Here is a 17110-nt window from a genome sequence, read left to right on the forward strand (position 1 = left end):
ATCGCGCGGTGTTTGCCAACGATGTCATCCTCGACATCAGCGACGACATACCCGAAGGCGTCCTGATCCACGGGGCCGACGCCGCCGTGGCGTGGGCGCGCGCAGGGCTGGCGCGGAAGTTACCAGCTTCCATCACGGGCATTGCCCGGAAATCAGCCTGACCTCAGACGACAGCGCGCAGGGCATCTGGGCGATGGGGGATATGCTGTTCTGGGCACCTGGCTCGGCGGTCCCCATCCGCTCGCTGCCCGGCTACGGCCATTATCACGACACTTATTGCCGGATCGACGGCGCTTGGAAGATCCAGACCTTGGTACTCAAACGCATCCGCGTCGATGCGCTGGGTTGGGATTGAAGTCTCCCAGACTACAGGTTGCGGGAGCGCGCAGGCCCACTCCATGATGGCGCATCGCACGGACCGGCGCGGTCAGCCGCGCGGGGCCGCCAGCGCGGCTTCCATCTCGTCCCAGATAGCGCCCATGTCTGCATGCTGCCGCGCCTTGGCGGCATAGCCGGACAAGACAGGGAAATCGGCCCAGAGGTCCGCCACGCCGACCATAGGCAGGATCACTTCGCACAGCAAAAGCGTCGGCAGCACGATACAATCCGCCTTCGACAGCGCGCCGCCAGCCGCGAAATGCCCATCGTCAACGAAATGCTGCATCAGGGCGAGGCCGTCCCGCAGCCGGGCGATTTCTGCGTCGACGACAGCCGCGTCGCGCGATGTTGGGTCGAGATTTGGGAACAGTCGGAATAGCGCGGGCACGACATAAAGTTCCTGCGTGCGGATGGCGTTACGCATCCGCATCCGGGCCATGGCCGATACGGGAACCAGCGCAGGCACTGGGATGAGATCGTCCAGATAGTCGATGATCGTCTCCGATTCAGCGATCACCAGACCATCGTCGGTGACCAGCACGGGCAGCTTTCCGATCGGATTGATGGCGAGATATTCGGGCGAGCGGGTGCCGCCGCCCGGCGGCGCTTCCTGAGTGTAGGAAATGCCCTTTATCCGCAGGGCGAGCCGCACGCGCGCGGCGAACGGCGAAAATGTCAGAGCGTAAAGCTTCATGATTTCTCTTTCCCGGCAGACTAGATCCTGAGCGTTCCCCGCCCACATTCCACTCCGTCAGGATGCCGCGATAGCTCGCCTGCCCGCGACGACAACGGGAATATGTGCGAAGACCGCCGCCTCGCACAGGCGAGACGACGGTCTTTTCACATGCACGATGGCATGCCGCTGATTACCAGCGGTAAGTCGCCTGCACGCCATAGCTGCGCGGTTCGCCGTATCCAACACGTGCGTTACCGTAGTTGGCGAGCTGCTGCGTCTTGAAGATCGCATATTTCTTGTCGAGAACGTTGTTCATCCAGAAACCGATGTCGAACGGCAGCGTCTTGACCAAATCGATACGGCCGTTGACCAGACCGTAGCTCGGAATCTTGGTGGTATCATCGAGGAAGTAGAGGTCGTCAGTGTTCACCCCCGAACGATAATAATAAGATCCTGTCAGCCGCAGACCACCGTCGTTCGAACCGACCGGTATCGTGTATATCGCGCTCGCATTCAGCGTGTGCTTGGGCGTCGAGGTCAGGGGGAAGCCCGACAGATCAGACGTGCTGGGCACGTTGCCGCCCACCACCGGCGGTTTGAACGTGTCGTACTTCGCATTGACGTAACTGTAGAAGCCCGACAACTGGAGATTATCGGTCGGATTGATGTTCAGCTCGACCTCGCCGCCCCAGACGGTTGACGAAGCGGCGTTGAAGACAGCGACCCACGCACGGTTGTCGCTGTACGACCCATTCAGCGACCGCTGCTGATTGTCATATTTGGAATAGAAGAGCGCCAAGTTGGTACGCACCGGCGCACCGGCCAGGAACCAGTCCTTCTTCACACCCGTTTCAAAGCTCATCACAGTTTCAGGCGCGAAGGTCTGATATTCCGGCTCACGGATCTGGGCGTTGAAGCCGCCAGCCTGATAGCCCTTCGACGCGTTGACATAGATCAGGGTGCGCGGATCTACCTTATAATTCAGGCTACCGTTGAAGATAAAGCTATTGAATGTCGTTTTGCGGAATACGCGGCACTGGGCAGCGTCATAATCTTCCGTAATATTGCCGTTGCCGTCAGTCAGCGCATAGATCGGCGTCGAACAGGTGAGCGGCGTACCCGAATATTGCTGCAACGCATAATTCAGCTTTTCATGTGTGTACCGCGCGCCGAGTGTCAGCGTCAGCTTTTCGTCGATCTTATAGTTGACCTGCCCGAAAGCGGCGTAGCTCTTGGTCCCATACAGGCTGTTCGTAAGATTCGGGGAGATCGCCCCGGCCGGCGGTAGGATACCGAACGGGTCGCGGGTCGGGGATTCATCGATCGCAATGTAGTTCAGGAACTGATCAGCCTTGTAGTCGGAATAATAGAGACCGAGGGTGTAGTCGAGGCGATCGTCGAACAGCTTGCCTATCAGGTCCAGCTCGTTCGTATATTGCCGCGACTTGAGTTCGTTGAAGCCGTCGAGCGCGGGGTTAGTCGTGCCATCGTCATCTTCGCTGTTCTTCAGATGATCGTCGCGATAGCCGAAGATGTTGCGCAATGTGATCGCGCCAAGTTCCAGCGTGGTCGTGTTGGAGACGCCCCACCAGTCGCCCTTGACATAAATGGGGAAGGTACGGCGTATTTTCTTATATCCGATAGCATTCTGCTCAGCGAACTGGGCAGAGCAGTCGGAATATAGGACATCGCACGGGGCGAAACCGGCATAGGCTGGATTGCTGACGGTCGCGCCGTTGCCGAAGTGCAGATTTCCGTCCAAGCCCAGGACGGCGCTTTGGATGCCCGCTTGGTTCGTGCGTTCATTCTGGTGATAATAGTCGACTACTGTGTCGTTGGTCAGTGTGTCGGTGGGCTGCAAACGCAGCGACACGCGAATCGACTGATTGTTTTCATTATTGAGATCGGGCTGGCCCGGGGCGATATTCTTCACCCAGGCGTCGCGCGCAACGACGCGTCCTGCTACACGCAGACCAATGCCATCGGCGACCGGGACGTTGATCATGCCGGTATAGTCTATGCGGTTCCAGTTGCCATATTGAAGGCTCGCCATGCCTTCGAACTCTTCGCTCGGCGCATTCGGCTGGAAAATGATTGCGCCGCCGGTCGTGTTCTTGCCGAACAGCGTGCCTTGCGGGCCTTTAAGCACCTGAACCGACTGCATGTCGAAATTGGCGTTCTTGATCGGCACGCTGGAGATCAGCGGAACATAGCCCAGATAGACGGCGACGCCGCCCTGCGATCCAGTGATACCCTGCTGACGCGTACCGCGGATGGCGAAGCTCGGCGCGCCGCCCTGCGGTTCAGGAAAGTTGACGAGACCAGGCACATTGAACTGAAGATCTGTAACGCTCTGCACGGTCTTGCTCTGAAGTGCTTCGCCGCTGAGTGCGGTGATGGCGACCGGCACGGATTGGAGATTTTCATTGGTTTTGCGGGCGGTCACGACGATGTCGTTAATCGTCCCCTGATCGTCCTCCGGGGTGGCGTGCTGCGCGAAGGCCGGAGATGCGCAGGCCAGCAATGTGATGGCGCTGGCGCCGGAAAATAGATGGAAACGGTTCATGCGCGAAATATCCTCTCCAATCGCACTAAAAAAACGAAGACAAACAGGGCGAACTTGGCACCGTGTTTGTCTTCCTCTCCTGGCGGCGTCCCTATTCGTAGACCTTGCCGCTCACAATCCGCTCCAGAGATCATTTTGGATGATCATGGTTCTGATTTGGCAATCAGACGTTCGAAACTGATAGGGGTGCGGCAAATCTGTAACATGTAAGGAATGGGTTACGCGCCCGGTACAAGTCGGGTGCGGTCGAACGAGACGCGGAGAATGGAACGATCGGCTGACGAAGAAATGGTCGCGCCGCTCAGAGGCTTTGCCGGTGCGCGTCCGCCCGCGCCAAGTTGTTTCGTAGAGGCTATCGGGCGGCCCTTTGAGATGGTGCCGTTGCGTGTCGAGGGGGCCACGCTCGAACTGCTGGTCTGGGGTCAGCGAGGCGCGCCAGGCCTTGCTGTTACTGCATGGCAGCCGCGCTCATGCCCGTTGGTGGTCGCCGATTGCGGCGATGCTTACCGACCGGTTTCGCGTCGCATCGCTCAGCCGGTCGGGAATGGGCGGATCCGACTGGCGAAACCATTATTCGGTTCAGGGGCATGTGCGCGACGCCTGGGCGGCGGCGCGCAGTTATGGCGGCGGCCCGATGCTGGCGTTGGCACAACGGTATGGCGACGCACTGGAGGGGGTGATCGTCATCGACACGATCATCGAACAGCAGCGTGACCGATACGCTTTCCGCCTTTGCCGGCGCCGCACGCTTATGCCGCCTTCGGAAGCGTTGGCGCCTCCGCAAACCTGTCCGAATCCCTGTTATATCGACCGGATGGCGCGCCATTCGCTGCGTCGCTTCGCGCCCGAAGATCCTCGTGGACCGGGATATCGCTGGGCGTTCGACCCCAATTTTTGGGAGCGGCTGGAATGGAAAAACAATTGGATATACGCCGCGCGGCGCGCTTGCCCGATGGCGATGATCGATGCGGATTGATCGCTGGTCGTAGGTCCGCAGCCGCGCGGGGCATTGCGACGCCATATGACGCCCGGCACATGGTTCGAAACGATGACCGGCGCTGGCCATCATGTGCTGCTCGATCGCCCTCTTGAATTGACGGCGCTGATCGCGCGGATCGCTGGGGAGTGGACCAGCGAAAGAGCGGGCGCAAAAAAAGTAGGGCGCGACCGTAGTCGCGCCCTACTTTTTCTCTGCGGCCTCAATCAGAAGCGGTAGGTTGCTTCGACACCGTAGGCGCGCGGTTCGCCGTAATCGGTGCGGGCAAGACCGAAATTGTCGAGCGTCTGATTCTTGTTGATCGCATAGTTCTTATCGAGCAAATTATTGGCCCAGATACCGATGTCGAATGGCAGCGTATTCACTAGGTCGATGCGCCCGTTGAGGATTGCGTAGCCTGAAACGCGCGTATCGATGCTGGAATCCCGGTCGTCTGCGAGCACCTTCGATCGATAATAGCCATTGAGCGTGAAACGTAGCCCCCCCTCATTGGCCGTGATCGGTACGGTATAGTTCATCGACAGGTTCGCAGTGTGCGAGGGGGTGGATGACAGGGCGCGACCGGAGAGATCAACCACGCCAGTGGCGTTGCCATAAGGAGGCGAATCAAAGCTGTCATATTTAGCGCTGATATAAGTGTAGAAAGCCGAAAGCTGGAAGTTGTCGCTGACGTTGTAGGAAACTTCCAGTTCGCCGCCGTATGTCGTCGAGTTGGAGGCGTTGAATACCGCGATGAACGAATTGCCGATCAGGCTGGCCGGCAGGCCGAAATTGGCGACATCTGTCGCCGTGAAAGAGCCGTTGAGCGAGCGCTGCTGATTTTTATATTTGGAATAAAACAGCGCGAAGTTGGTGCGGATCGGCCGGTCGAACAGTTCCCAATCCTTCTTAAGGCCCGCCTCGAAGTTCATCACCGTTTCCGGCCGGTAGGTTGAAAAGGCGATCGGCTGCTGATTGTTGAAGCCGCCCGACTGATAGCCCTTGCCGACGTTCACATAAATCATCGTGCGCGGATCGACTTGGAACTGAAGGCCACCGTTGAAGATAAACGAGTTGAAGGTCGCCTTACGACGCAATGTGCAATTTGCGGCATCGTAATCCTCGCCGGCTGTCGCGAACGCTCCGCTGACGCAGGTCATGTTGGACAACGCCGTAGGCTGGCCCTGATTATTGAGATTGCCGATCAGCGACGCGGGATCGATGCCCGCACGCACGCCGGTGTACTCACTGGCGCGATACGTCTGCTTATTGTTCGTGTATCGCGCACCAAGCGTTAAGGTCAGCTTGTCATCGATATGGTAGTTGACCTGCCCGAAGCCGGCTAGGGTCTTGTTGCCGTAGGTGTAGTCGGCCCAACGTGGGTTCAGCGCAAACCATGGTGGCAGTACGCCGAACGGATCGCGATCACGCCAGTAATTCAGGACCGAGTAGCTCAGCATCTGTCGCGTGGTTTGATCGGAATAGAAAGCGCCGACTGTATAATCGAGCGTGTTGTCGAAGGCCTTGCCGAAGATGTTAATTTCGTTGGTATAAGCGTGCGCAGGAACTTTGTTCCAGCCATTCAGGATCGGTGCGTCGACACCGGAATCAACTTCAGAATTTTCGATCTTGTCGTTGCGATAGCCAAAGATGTTGCGCACGGTCACGTCGCCCAGTTCGAGCTCCGTCGTGTTGGTGATGCCCCACCAGGTACCCGCGACATAAACCGGCCATATCCGCGTGGTCTTCCGCTTACCCTGCGCCTGTTGGCGGGCGAAATCATGATTGCATCCTGAATCATTGGCTGCGGGCGCGATGTTGGGAAAGTTCGAGAAATCAAAGGTACCGTAGAGCGCACCGCAAGTACCGTTGATTTTCGTGATCAAACCCCCCTGGTTGTCGGTCTGGTCCTTGGTTTGATGATACCAGTCCAGCATCGTGGTGTTAGTCAACGTATCAGTCGGGCTGATCTTGAGCGATACCCGAAAAGACTGATTGTCTTCAGCCCACAGATCCTTCGTGTTGTGGGTGCCCGCGCCATATAGCGAATCATAAAAAGCGACATCGGGATCAGTCGGATCGATGATATTTTTCATCCGGCCGTCGCTCTTTATATAACGGCCCGCCACTCGCAGCGAAACTACATCCGTGATCGGCAGGTTGAGCATCCCCGTGAAGTCCTTGCGGTTCCAGCGGCTATAGCCTACCTTGGCCATGCCCTCGAACGTGTCGGTCGGCGCATTCGGGGTGAAAAGGATCGCGCCGCCGGTCGTGTTCTTGCCGAACAGTGTGCCCTGCGGGCCTTTCAGAACCTGAACCGATTGAATGTCATAGTTCGAGTTCTTGATCGCCATGGTTGATGTCAGCGGCACGTAGCCCAGATAAACGGCGACGCCGCCCTGCGAACCTGTGATGCCCTGCTGGCGTGTGCCGCGGATCGAAAAGTCAGGCGCGCCGCCTTGCGGCTCGGGATAGACAACCAGACCAGGCACATTGAACTGGATGTCGCGGACGCTTTGAACGGACTTCTGCTGGAGCGCTTCACCGCCCAGAGCAGTGATCGCGATTGGCACGCTCTGCTGGGATTCCGCCGTTTTGCGTGCGGTCACGATGATCTCGGCAATACCGGCAGATGGCGAAACCTGCGCTTGAGCCCCCGACACGATGAACATAGCGGACAGACTGACGCCTGCCATTAAAGGCATACGCAACATATTGGCACCTCCCAAAAAGGTTTTGTTGGATGCAGCGTCAGTTGGTCCGACGTCAGCACGCACAATATTGTGCTCGAATGAGATTAGTTGAGCGTGAGCTCAAACGCCATCGTATTCCGCTATTGGGATGACAAGAACCCCGCTGGTTTGGCCAAATTACATGCATGATGGCTAATGCGCCGGCGGGGCTTGTGCACTGAGCGGGAATCATATTGGCGATATCGCATCATCGCCCTCGCGCCGTGCGGCGATGGTCGGCATAGATGAGCATAGATTGAAATTGGAGACCATATGAGCGCGGTGATTTACGAGGTTGATGGCGAAGTGGCAGTGTTGACGGTCGATTATCCGCCGGTCAACGCGGCAAGCTTCGCGGTGCGCAGCGGCCTGGCCGAGACGCTGGACCGCGCCCGCATCGACAATTCGGTGCGCGCAGTCGTCATCCTTGGCGGCGGCAACACTTTCATCGCCGGCGCCGACATCACTGAGTTCGGTACCGAAAAGGGCAAGGCCAGCCCCACTCTCTACGACCTTCAGGACATGCTGGAGGCCTTCCCGAAGCCTGTGATCGCCGCGATACATGGGACCGCTTTGGGCGGGGGGCTGGAACTGGCGCTGACCTGCCATGCGCGCGTCGCGGTCGCATCTGCGAAGGTCGGCCTTCCTGAAGTCAATCTGGGCATCCTGCCGGGTGCGGGCGGGACTCAGCGCATGCCGCGTCTGACCGGGGTGGAAGCAGCGATCGATATCGTCACGTCCGGCAAGCATATTCCTGCACCCAAGGCATTGGAGATGGGCCTGATCGACGCGGTGGTGGACGATGTCCGCGCAGGTGGCATCGCCTTTGCGCGCGACGCGCTGGCGTCGGGCCGCAGCTTCGTGCCGGTGATCGAGCGGAACGAGAAGATCACTGGCGTCGATCCGGCCGTTTTCGCGCAGGCGCGTAGGACAGTGGGTAAGAAGGCGCGCGGCAAGATCGCGCCTATGGTAATTATCGATTGCATCGAGGCCGCCTGCAACGGATCTGCGGCGAAAGGTCTAGCGTTCGAAAAGGCGAAATTCGCCGAATTGTACGCCAGCGACCAGCGATCGGCGCTGATGCACTATTTCTTCGCCGAGCGGGAGGCGCGCAAGGTGCCAGGGCTGACCGCCGAGGCAAAGCCGATCGCGTCGGCTGCGGTAATCGGCGCGGGCACGATGGGCGGCGGCATCGCCATGGTGTTCGCCAATGCCGGCATCGCGGTGACGCTGGCCGACATCAGCGACGAAGCGCTGACGAAGGGCATGGCCACGATCCGTAAGAACTACGAGATTTCGGTCAGTCGCGGATCGATGACGCAGGACAAGATGGACAAGGCGCTCTCGCTCATCTCCACCGCCATCGACTATGCCGATTTCGCGCAGGCCGACATCGTCGTGGAAGCGGTGTTCGAAAAGATGGACCTCAAGAAGGACATCTTCACCAGGCTGGACGCCGTGATGAAGCCGGGCGCAATCCTCGCGACCAACACTTCTTCGTTGAATATCGACCAGATCGCGGCGGTGACGAAGCGACCGGAAGATGTGATCGGCGTCCATTTCTTCTCGCCCGCCAACGTCATGAAGCTTCAGGAAAATATCCGGGGCGCCAAGACATCCGACGCGGTGATCGCGACCGTCATGGGTTTGGGCAAGACGCTGGGCAAGAATGTGGTGCTCGCCGGCAATTGCGACGGCTTCATCGGCAACCGCATGCTCCAATATTATACCGGAGAGGCCGAGTTCCTTATGGAGCAGGGCGCAACCCCCGAGCAGATCGACCGGGTCGCCGAGAAGTTTGGCATGCCTATGGGGCCGATTTCCATGCGCGACATGAGCGGCCTCGACATCGGCGTGCTCGTCCGCAAAGAGCGGTTAAAGACGCTGCCGCCCGGTGAGCGCTTCTCGCCCATTTTGGAGCGGCTGGTGGAACGTGGACGGTGCGGGATGAAGACGGGCAAAGGCTTCTACCGTTATGAAGGACGCGACAAGTCGCCTGATCCCGAGGCCACGCAGATCATCGAGGACGTCGCCACGGAACTGGGCATCACGCGGCGCAGCTTCACCGACGAGGAGATCGAGTTCCGCCTGTTCGCGCCTCTGGTGAACGAGGGTGCCAAGGAGATCGAAGACGGCACGGCGTTGCGCGCCAGCGACATCGATGTCGCCTGGGTCAATGGCTATGGCTTCCCCTCGCACAAGGGCGGCCCTATGTTTTGGGGCCAGCAGGTCGGGCTGACCCAAATCTACGAGGCCGCGCTAGCAGCAGCGGAGCGCAACGGACCGCGCTGGGCGCCGAGCAAGCTGCTGGAGCGGCTGGCGAAGGAGGGCAAGGGCTGGAAGGACGCCTGACGCCCCCCTTCCCCCCTTTCCCCCGAAAAAACTGGAAAACGCATGTCGATACTCTTTTCTCCGCTTACCCTGCGCAGCCTGACATTGCGCAACCGTATCGCAGTGGCGCCCATGCTTCAGGCGGCGGCGGTCGATGGCCAGCCCACGGCTTGGCACCATGTCCATATCGGCCGCTTCGCCATTGGCGGCGTGGGCCTCATCATGATGGAATCGACGAAGGTGGAGCCGCGCGGGCGCGGCACCATCGGCGATCTCGGCCTATGGGACGACGCGGTAGTGCCGCTGTTTCGCCCGATCGTGGATTTCGCGCACAGCCACGGCGCGGCTATCGGCATCCAACTGGGCCACACCGGGCGGAAACGCGGTGCTGCAAGTACGGTGCCTGAAGAGGCGGTGGCGCCGAGCGCCGTCCAGCACGGCCCGGACAAGGTGATGCCACGCGCGTTGGAGCTGAACGAGATACCTGGCATCATCGACGCCTTCGCATCAGCGGCGCGGCGGGCCATGGCTGCGGGCTTTGATACGGTGGAACTGCACGGTGCACACGGCTATCTGCTCCACGCCTTTCTCTCACCAGTCGCAAACCAGCGCACCGACCGCTATGGTGGCACTGAAGAAAATCGCCAGCGGCTGATGCTGGAAGTGACCGAGGCGGTCCGCGCGCAGGTGCCCAACGACAAGCCGCTGTTCGTGCGCCTGTCCTGCGAAGATCAGGCGGGCGTGGGACCGGAGCAGATCGTGCCCCTGGTCGCCAAACTCAAGGCGCTGGGCGTCGACGTGATCGATTGCAGCAGCGGTGGCTTGCGTGACGACATGCGCGACATTCCCGGCGTCAATGCAGATGAGTTTGGATATCAGGTGCCCTATGCGCGGAAACTGCGCGCTGAAACCGGTGTCGCCACTATGGCGGTCGGCCATATTATCCACGCTCAGCAGGCCGAAGCAATCCTGCAGGAAGGCGCGGCCGACATCATCGCGCTGGGCCGCGAGATGCTCTACAACCCCAACTGGGCGATCGACGCCGCGCAGAAGCTGGGCGAAGACCCTGATTTCGAGCTGTTGCCCGTTCATGTACGCGGACCGATGGCGTCGCGCCGCCGCCGCTTTGGCGGCACCCTGTCCACCTATGTGCCCGGCTGGGCAGAGGCCGGACCGGCTGGAACCGCCTGAAGGCGGCAGGCGAGCAGGCAGGGAGCGAACGAACAATGGCGAGCGAGTTGGTTACAAAGGTCGTCTATCTGGCGCGGCGTAACCCGGGCCTTAGCCGGGAGGAGTTTCCCGCGCGCTGGCGGCAGCATTCGTTACTGGCCGGGTCGATGCCCTCGATTCGGCCGGGCTTCGCTCAGGTCGCGCAGTGCATCAACCTTTACGACCGGGAGGTCATGCCTCGCGCAGCGCTCGATTATGACGGGGTCAATCTGCTGACCCTGGTTGATTCAGCCTACGCCTCGATCCCCTGGCAGAGCGACGAAGTGCTGGAGTTGGTCCTGCCCGACGAGTTGGCGACCTTCGACGGCTATGTGCGGCACTTCTCATTAACCACGCTGGAACATGTGGTGGTCGATGGCCCCATGCGCCCTTATTGCCTGATCCTGTTTCTGAAGCGTGACCGCAAGCTCGACATGGATGGGTTCACCAATGCGCTACTCGACGTGCACGGTGCAATGGCCAAGGGCGGAGCGCGCGCCGTCGTCAACATCGTGACGGACCGGCAGCCCGGCTATAATTTCGACGCCGTAACGGAACTCTGGTTCGACAGCCGGGAACAAGCGCAGGAGATCACTCGTGCCGACGCCTATGTCGATCATTATCTGCCCCGCCGCGACGCGATATGTGATGAGTGGCGCACACTTACTTTCATGGCGCGCATCAACTATGCGCGCCCCGCCCTAGCCGACCAAACGGGTGCAACGGCGCTCAGTCGGTGAGCGCCGTCAGGTCGGCCCAGAAACGATCCGCGCCGGCCTGCGTCACGCGCGCGCCCAACACAGCGGACCAACAGCTGTCGCCGCCGAATTCGGACCGCCATGTCCATAGCCTGCGAGTGAAAAAATGCAGGCTATATTCGTGTGTGAAACCGATCGCGCCGTGGGACTGATGCGCGATCGCCGCGCCGATTCCGACTGCACGGTTCGTCCGCAGCTTGGCGGCGGCAATCTCGAAATCGCCCTCGCCTCGATCGAGCGCCTGCGCCGCGCCGACCGCCGCGCAATTGGCGGCCGCCGCCTCACCAGCGAAGGTCGCCAGGTTCTGCTGCACAGCCTGGAATTTGGCGAGTTGGCGACCGAACTGCTTGCGTTCATTCACATAGCCGACCGAAAGCGACAGCGCACCGTCGAGCGCGCCAGCAATCTGCGCAACGCGGGCGAAGGCACCCAGGCGGAACAGGTCGACCGACACATTAATGGCCTGAGTGCCGTCGAACGTCCACGCGTCGCGCGCTTCGCCCGACAGGGTTTCGTGCGCCCTGCGCGAACCATCGGCTGTGCGCAACACCAGTGCGCCGCCGTCCGGGGCCGGCGCGACGATATACGTCGCACCCTCGCTCGCCACCGCGCCTTTGACCGTGCCGGTAAAGCGGCTGTCGGCGAAATTACCATCAACCGCGCTCGCGATCGTGCCGCGTCCCTCTATGCCCAAGGGAGCCGCGACATATTGCGCGATCGCGGCCTCCACAACTGGCAATGCCAGCGCATGATAGCCCGCGAGGCGGAACACCACCCGCGCGTCATCCCAACTGCCGCCAAAGCCGCCCTGATCCTCTCCGACCAGGAGCGAGGCCAGTCCCAGCTCCTCGATACGGTCCCACGACTGCGCGACGGTCGCGCTGCTACCAAGTTCGGCGAACAGCCCGTTAGCCATGTCGCTCAGCATTGTCTGTTGTTCGTTCATCTCAGGCCAAGCCCCCGCGCGATGATGCCTTTAAGGATTTCGCTGGTCCCGCCGCGTAGCGAGAAGGAGGGCGAAACCTGAAGCAGATGGGCCAGCACCCGGCCGATCGGAGCTGGGTCGGCCATGTCCAGTTCGATGCTCGCCTGCACCAGCGTCGGCATCGCCTGTTCGAAACTGTTGCCCAGATCCTTGACGATGGTAGCTTCGAGCGCGGGGTCTTCGCCCGCGGCCAGTCGCGCGGCGACCGACGCCGACATCATGCGCAACGTCCACAGATCGCTCGTCAGGCGACCGATCAGGTCACGCACTTCGGACGAGGCGTTCGGCCCCACATGGCGGATCAGCTCCAGCAGCAGCGCTGTTGAAGAGAGATAGCGCTCCGGCCCCGAGCGTTCGAGCGAAAGTTCCGCCGTCGCCTGACGCCAGCCTTGCCCTTCCTCGCCCACCAGAGCGGTTTCCGGCAGTTCGACGCTGTCGAAGAATACCTCGTTGAAATCATGGCCGCCGGTAAGATCGATGATCGGCTTCACGGTGACGCCGGGTGCGTCCATCGGAATGACGAACTGGCTGAGGCCCACGTTCCGTTCCGATCCTTCCTCCGACCGCACCAGCGCGATCATGACATGAGCGAAATGCGCGCCCGTGGTCCAGACCTTCTGCCCGTCTATCACCCAGCGGTCGCCCTTGCGCCGCGCGGTGGTGCGCACTGAGGCAAGATCCGACCCGGCATTTGGTTCGGAAAGGCCGATGCAGGAATATATCTCGCCCCGCGCCATGCCGGGCACCCAGCGCTGGCGCTCTTCCTCCGTGCCGTAGCGCAGCAACATGCCGCCATGCTGGCGATCCGCCATCCAGTGCGCACCGACGGGCGCGCCTGCGGCAAGCAACTCCTCTAGCACGACATAGCGTTCCAGGCTGGACCGTTCATGTCCGCCATAGGCCTTTGGCCACGCCATGCCGATCAGGCCTGCTTTGCCCAGTTTCCGGCTGAACGAGGGATCGGCGACACTCCAGCTATTGGCGCGGTCGGCCGGATCGGCGGGGTCGGGATGCCTGGCGACCAGGTCGCGCACGGTAGCGCGCAACGCGGCTGCGTTGTCCGGCCAAGGTATGGGATTGGCGATGAACGTCTGCAACGGGAAACTCCGGTGGATGGCGAAACGCCTCTCTGCCTAAATGCGCGAGACTTTTGCAGTGGGTAATCGCCATCGTCACCCGCCAACGCAGGGGTATCACAGCCATGATGACCGCGCCCTGCTGACTGTCGACCCCGTCAGCCGCGCGGCATGCCCAAACCCCTCTCCGCGATGATGTTACGGATGATCTCGTTCGTACCGCCCGAGATCGTGCTGGCGAACGACCAGAGATAGTCGCCAAGGCCTATCAGATGCGTGTGGGTGCGACTGTCCCGAGTGCGTTGGCCCTCCATCCCTTCGATTCGGGTGACGAGGTTCATCAACCTCTGCGACAGGGTGGTGTCGTGCAGTTTGACGAAGGCTGCGGTCTGCGCCGGCGCGCCATGGCCATCGCGATTCTCACGTAGCAGCTGGCGAATTAGACGGCGGCCAGCCTGCGCTTCTGCCAGCACAGCCATGAATTCACGGCGCAATTCCTGATCGTTCAGCCAGGCCGCACGTTCTTCCAGTGCGAGCCGGAAATAGTCCATGATCACAATACGGCGGCGTTCGGCATAGTCGAACCACAACAGGCCGCGTTCCGACGCCAGCGTGGCCTGCGCCACCTGCCAGCCACCATTTTCGGCACCGACCAGATTCCACCGGCACGCGCACGTCGGTCAGGAACAGTTCGGAAAATTCACGATGGCCGTTCATCTGGCGGATAGGCCGTATTTCCAGCCCCGGCGTATCCATGTCCATCAGCAGGAAATGATGCCCGCATGCTTGCGCGTGTCGGGATCGGTACGGACCAGCAGGATACAGTGCTGCGCGAAACGCGACATGGACGACCAGATTTTCTGGCCGTTGATCACATAATGATCGCCGTCACGCACCGCGCGGGTGCGTAGCGCGGCAAGGTCCGACCCGGCCGACGGTTCGGAAAAGCCGTGGCACCAGATCGCGCCCTTAGGGACTTCGGGCAGATAGCGCCGCTTCTGCGCTTCCGATCCGCAGGGAATGAGCGTGCCGGGCACGTGATTGAGCGAGATGGTGAAAATCTCAAGCTGCGGCGCACCGGCGCGCACCAACTCGTCGGTCAAGATGATCTGGCCGCTGAGGTCCAGGTCGGCCCCGCCATATTCCGATGGCCAGTGCGGCATGGCCAGCCCTTGCTTGCCCAGTTTCGCCAGCCAGTCGCGCTGAACCTCGATATGCGCCTCTTCCCCTTCCCGGTCGGCGTGCGCGGCCCAGCCCGGCGGCACCTTGTCGGCCAGCCATTCGCGCAGGGCGGCGCGGAAGGCGACGGGGTCGTTCTTCAACTCGACGATCACAGCGCCAGTTCCATCACATCGATGCCGTCTAGCACCGCGCGCTCCATCTCGACGAGCGCGCGGTCGCGCAGCGCGCCATTCGCACCCAGCAGCATCTCGTTCATGCGCGCCCGTTTCAGATAGACGTGGGGGTCATATTCCCAAGTGAAGCCAACACCGCCATGAAGCTGCACGCAGTCGCCGGTCACGAAAGCGGCCATGTCGGTCGCCGATGCCTTGGCCTGCATCGCCCAGAGCGCCGCCATCGCCCCGCCCTGCGCGGCACAGGCAGCCGCCTGGTCGACCAGATGGTCAGCACTGTCGATCGCCTTGCAGATATCGGCAATCCGATGCTTGAGCGCTTGGAAAGAGGCGATCGGCCGGTCGAACTGCTGCCGTTCCTTCATATAGGCGAGCGTGCGTTCGGCGATGCCGCGCGCCAGCCCGGCGCTGTCGGCCGCCAGCGCCAGCGCCAGCGCATTTTCAAGCTTGCTCCGGGCGCCCGGCAATGTCGCGACCAGCACGCCCGCGCTGGCGGGCAAGTCAAACAGGGTGCGGGTACGGTCCCAGAAGTCACCCGCCTCCAGAGTGCAGCCGGAGATGTCGAGGAGCAGGACATCATCCCCCGCCAGAACCAGCGCAATGTCGGAGGACGTGTCACCCAGACACAGGGTGCCCTGCGCGCAATCGGCTGGCCGCGCTGCGATGGCGGCCCGCCTCTCTCCCGCCACAACCGCCTGCGCCAGATCGACCGCGACTGCGTCGTCCGAGCCGACGAGCACATCGAGCGCGACGCTTTGCGCAATCAGGTCACCGGGCGCAGCGAACCGCCCCAGCACACGATGAAGCAGGCCGAGGCCTGGCGCGCCCAGACCAAAGCCGCCGGATGCTTCAGGCAGGCCAACGGCGAGCCAGCCAAGGGCGATCGCCTGCCCCCGCCGGTCTTCGGCCAGCCTCGACTCGCCGTCGAAAAAGGCATGGAGGACGAGGCTGCCGCACCGATCGCCGAGCACCGCCTCGATGCTCTCGCGAATGGCCTCCATCCCGTCACTCATTCCGCCTCCTGCTGTCCCCCGCCCGGTCTCGCGCTGTTTCGTTCAGGCTCCTCCGAGCGCCTCGAACTGTTCGCCCACGATACGGAATTCGTCGATCAGGCTGGTGGGGATGTGCACGCCGCGCTTCTCGTCGCGGATCAGGTCGATGTTGGCGGCGATCTCCTCTGCGGTCGCTGGCGCCACCGCCGGGTTGATCCAGCCTTCGGTAAAGCCCACGAAGGCGCGGGAGACGCGGCGGCCAGTCACCGAGTAGAGATCATGCGTAGTCGTGCAGGCGTCACTCGCCATATAGACGACGGGAGCGGTGACATAATCGGGCGAGATCGTGTCGGGTCCGATCTTCATGATGTGGGGATAGACCGGCGCCATCTCCTCGGGCGTCATCTGCGCGCCCATACGGCTACCTGCGCTGGGCAACAGACCGTTGCACAGGATATTGTGGGGCAGCCCTTCTTGGACCAGCACGTTCATCAACCCGATAATGCCGGCTTTCGCGGCTCCATAGGCGGCCTGGGTCTGGTTACCGAAGGCGCCGGATGCGGAGGAGGTGAAGACCACGCGGCCATACTCCGCCTTTATCATGTGCGGCCAAACCGCCTGGGTCACGTTCCATGTGCCGAGCAGGTGGGTGGAAATCACCGAGTCCCGATCCACGTCGCTGACCGCTTCAAACCAGGAATTGCGCAGATTGCCGGCATTGTTGATCAGCGCGTCGATGCGGCCGAAGGAGTCGAGTGCCGTTTGCGCGATGCTTTGCGCGCCTTCGCGCGTGGCTACGCTGGCATAGTTGGCGACGGCATTGCCGCCTGCTGCGCGGATTTCCGCTACGACCTTGTCCGCCATTTCAGACGTGCCGGCGTCGCCTTCGACATTGCCGCCCAGATCGTTGACCACAACATTGCCGCCGCGCCGCGCGATTTCGAGCGCATAGCCGCGACCCAGGCCACCGCCTGCGCCTGTAATGATAACCGTCCTGCCCGCGAAATCCACGCTCATGCCCAATGCTCCTATCTACTTGTTCGGCGGCGACGCGCCATAGGGACGCTCTTATGCGC

General features: G+C 61.4%; 14 protein-coding genes and 1 pseudogene. 6 read left to right on the top strand and 9 right to left on the bottom strand.

All coding sequences use genetic code 11. The features are described from left to right. Window positions 1-8 precede the first annotated feature (8 nt). A pseudogene (locus tag ACZ1JM_RS01990) lies at window positions 9-355 on the top strand (nuclear transport factor 2 family protein). Between the two features lie 72 nt (window positions 356-427). Here the strand turns inward: ACZ1JM_RS01990 and ACZ1JM_RS01995 are convergent. Both ACZ1JM_RS01995 and ACZ1JM_RS02000 read right to left on the bottom strand, forming a co-directional pair. Next, a complete protein-coding gene (locus tag ACZ1JM_RS01995; protein ID WP_465132423.1) occupies window positions 428-1072 on the bottom strand; it encodes a glutathione S-transferase family protein in 645 nt (214 codons plus the stop codon). Window positions 1073-1244: 172 nt separating this feature from the next. Beyond that, entirely contained in the window at window positions 1245-3620 is a 2376-nt protein-coding gene (locus ACZ1JM_RS02000) for a TonB-dependent receptor (protein ID WP_465132424.1), read from the bottom strand. Between the two features lie 385 nt (window positions 3621-4005). On the opposite strand from ACZ1JM_RS02000, the gene ACZ1JM_RS02005 reads away from it, so the two are divergent. Both ACZ1JM_RS02005 and ACZ1JM_RS02010 read left to right on the top strand, forming a co-directional pair. Then, window positions 4006-4596, top strand: coding sequence for an alpha/beta fold hydrolase (locus tag ACZ1JM_RS02005; protein ID WP_465132425.1), 591 nt, complete (start codon window positions 4006-4008; stop codon window positions 4594-4596). 45 nt (window positions 4597-4641) lie between these two features. Further along, window positions 4642-4836 carry a hypothetical protein gene (locus ACZ1JM_RS02010; RefSeq protein ID WP_465132426.1) on the top strand — a complete coding sequence of 65 codons (195 nt, stop codon included), beginning with the start codon at window positions 4642-4644 and terminating at the stop codon, window positions 4834-4836. Here ACZ1JM_RS02010 and ACZ1JM_RS02015 read toward each other — a convergent pair. Beyond that, entirely contained in the window at window positions 4824-7292 is a 2469-nt protein-coding gene (locus ACZ1JM_RS02015; protein ID WP_465132427.1) for a TonB-dependent receptor, read from the bottom strand. The genes ACZ1JM_RS02010 and ACZ1JM_RS02015 overlap by 13 nt on opposite strands. A gap of 309 nt (window positions 7293-7601) precedes the next feature. Here ACZ1JM_RS02015 and ACZ1JM_RS02020 point away from each other — a divergent pair, with 309 nt between their 5' ends. The 3 genes from ACZ1JM_RS02020 to ACZ1JM_RS02030 are packed head-to-tail and all read left to right on the top strand — an operon-like array spanning window position 7602 to window position 11608. Then, window positions 7602-9680 (top strand): 3-hydroxyacyl-CoA dehydrogenase NAD-binding domain-containing protein, encoded by a 2079-nt coding sequence (locus ACZ1JM_RS02020; RefSeq protein ID WP_465132428.1) that lies wholly within the window; start codon window positions 7602-7604, stop codon window positions 9678-9680. A gap of 42 nt (window positions 9681-9722) precedes the next feature. Beyond that, window positions 9723-10850, top strand: a complete 1128-nt coding sequence (locus tag ACZ1JM_RS02025; protein WP_465132429.1) for an oxidoreductase — start codon at window positions 9723-9725, stop codon at window positions 10848-10850. Window positions 10851-10885: 35 nt separating this feature from the next. Beyond that, complete coding sequence (locus ACZ1JM_RS02030) at window positions 10886-11608, top strand: EthD domain-containing protein (protein WP_465132430.1); 723 nt, start codon at window positions 10886-10888, stop codon at window positions 11606-11608. On the opposite strand, the gene ACZ1JM_RS02035 is transcribed toward ACZ1JM_RS02030, so the two are convergent. From ACZ1JM_RS02035 to ACZ1JM_RS02060, 6 genes are all read right to left on the bottom strand, one after another. After that, entirely contained in the window at window positions 11598-12572 is a 975-nt protein-coding gene (locus tag ACZ1JM_RS02035; protein ID WP_465132431.1) for an acyl-CoA dehydrogenase family protein, read from the bottom strand. The genes ACZ1JM_RS02030 and ACZ1JM_RS02035 overlap by 11 nt on opposite strands. After that, window positions 12569-13708: an acyl-CoA dehydrogenase family protein gene (locus ACZ1JM_RS02040; protein WP_465132432.1), complete on the bottom strand. Its 1140-nt coding sequence runs from the start codon at window positions 13706-13708 to the stop codon at window positions 12569-12571. Before ACZ1JM_RS02040 ends, ACZ1JM_RS02035 begins: the two co-directional genes overlap by 4 nt. Before the next feature lie 137 nt (window positions 13709-13845). After that, window positions 13846-14343, bottom strand: a complete 498-nt coding sequence (locus ACZ1JM_RS02045; protein WP_465132558.1) for an acyl-CoA dehydrogenase family protein — start codon at window positions 14341-14343, stop codon at window positions 13846-13848. Window positions 14344-14448: 105 nt separating this feature from the next. After that, complete coding sequence (locus ACZ1JM_RS02050) at window positions 14449-15021, bottom strand: acyl-CoA dehydrogenase family protein (RefSeq protein ID WP_465132433.1); 573 nt, start codon at window positions 15019-15021, stop codon at window positions 14449-14451. Then, window positions 15018-16055: an acyl-CoA dehydrogenase family protein gene (locus ACZ1JM_RS02055; RefSeq protein ID WP_465132434.1), complete on the bottom strand. Its 1038-nt coding sequence runs from the start codon at window positions 16053-16055 to the stop codon at window positions 15018-15020. Before ACZ1JM_RS02055 ends, ACZ1JM_RS02050 begins: the two co-directional genes overlap by 4 nt. Window positions 16056-16097: 42 nt before the next feature. Continuing rightward, the gene (locus ACZ1JM_RS02060) at window positions 16098-17051 is read right to left on the bottom strand and encodes an SDR family NAD(P)-dependent oxidoreductase (RefSeq protein WP_465132435.1); all 954 of its coding nucleotides are present in this window, start codon (window positions 17049-17051) and stop codon (window positions 16098-16100) included. Window positions 17052-17110 lie beyond the last annotated feature (59 nt).

Source organism: Novosphingobium sp. BL-S-24, assembly GCF_055521575.1.

Bases quoted from the DNA above. Each gene is read 5' to 3' on its own strand.
- ACZ1JM_RS02035 (WP_465132431.1), bottom strand. From the start codon at position 12,572: ATGAACGAACAACAGACAATGCTGAGCGACATGGCTAACGGGCTGTTC.
- ACZ1JM_RS02030 (WP_465132430.1), top strand. From the start codon at position 10,886: ATGGCGAGCGAGTTGGTTACAAAGGTCGTCTATCTGGCGCGGCGTAAC.
- ACZ1JM_RS02015 (WP_465132427.1), bottom strand. From the start codon at position 7,292: ATGGCAGGCGTCAGTCTGTCCGCTATGTTCATCGTGTCGGGGGCTCAA.
- ACZ1JM_RS02055 (WP_465132434.1), bottom strand. From the start codon at position 16,055: ATGAGTGACGGGATGGAGGCCATTCGCGAGAGCATCGAGGCGGTGCTC.
- ACZ1JM_RS02000 (WP_465132424.1), bottom strand. From the start codon at position 3,620: ATGAACCGTTTCCATCTATTTTCCGGCGCCAGCGCCATCACATTGCTG.
- ACZ1JM_RS02020 (WP_465132428.1), top strand. From the start codon at position 7,602: ATGAGCGCGGTGATTTACGAGGTTGATGGCGAAGTGGCAGTGTTGACG.
- ACZ1JM_RS02025 (WP_465132429.1), top strand. From the start codon at position 9,723: ATGTCGATACTCTTTTCTCCGCTTACCCTGCGCAGCCTGACATTGCGC.
- ACZ1JM_RS01995 (WP_465132423.1), bottom strand. From the start codon at position 1,072: ATGAAGCTTTACGCTCTGACATTTTCGCCGTTCGCCGCGCGCGTGCGG.
- ACZ1JM_RS02060 (WP_465132435.1), bottom strand. From the start codon at position 17,051: ATGAGCGTGGATTTCGCGGGCAGGACGGTTATCATTACAGGCGCAGGC.
- ACZ1JM_RS02010 (WP_465132426.1), top strand. From the start codon at position 4,642: ATGACGCCCGGCACATGGTTCGAAACGATGACCGGCGCTGGCCATCAT.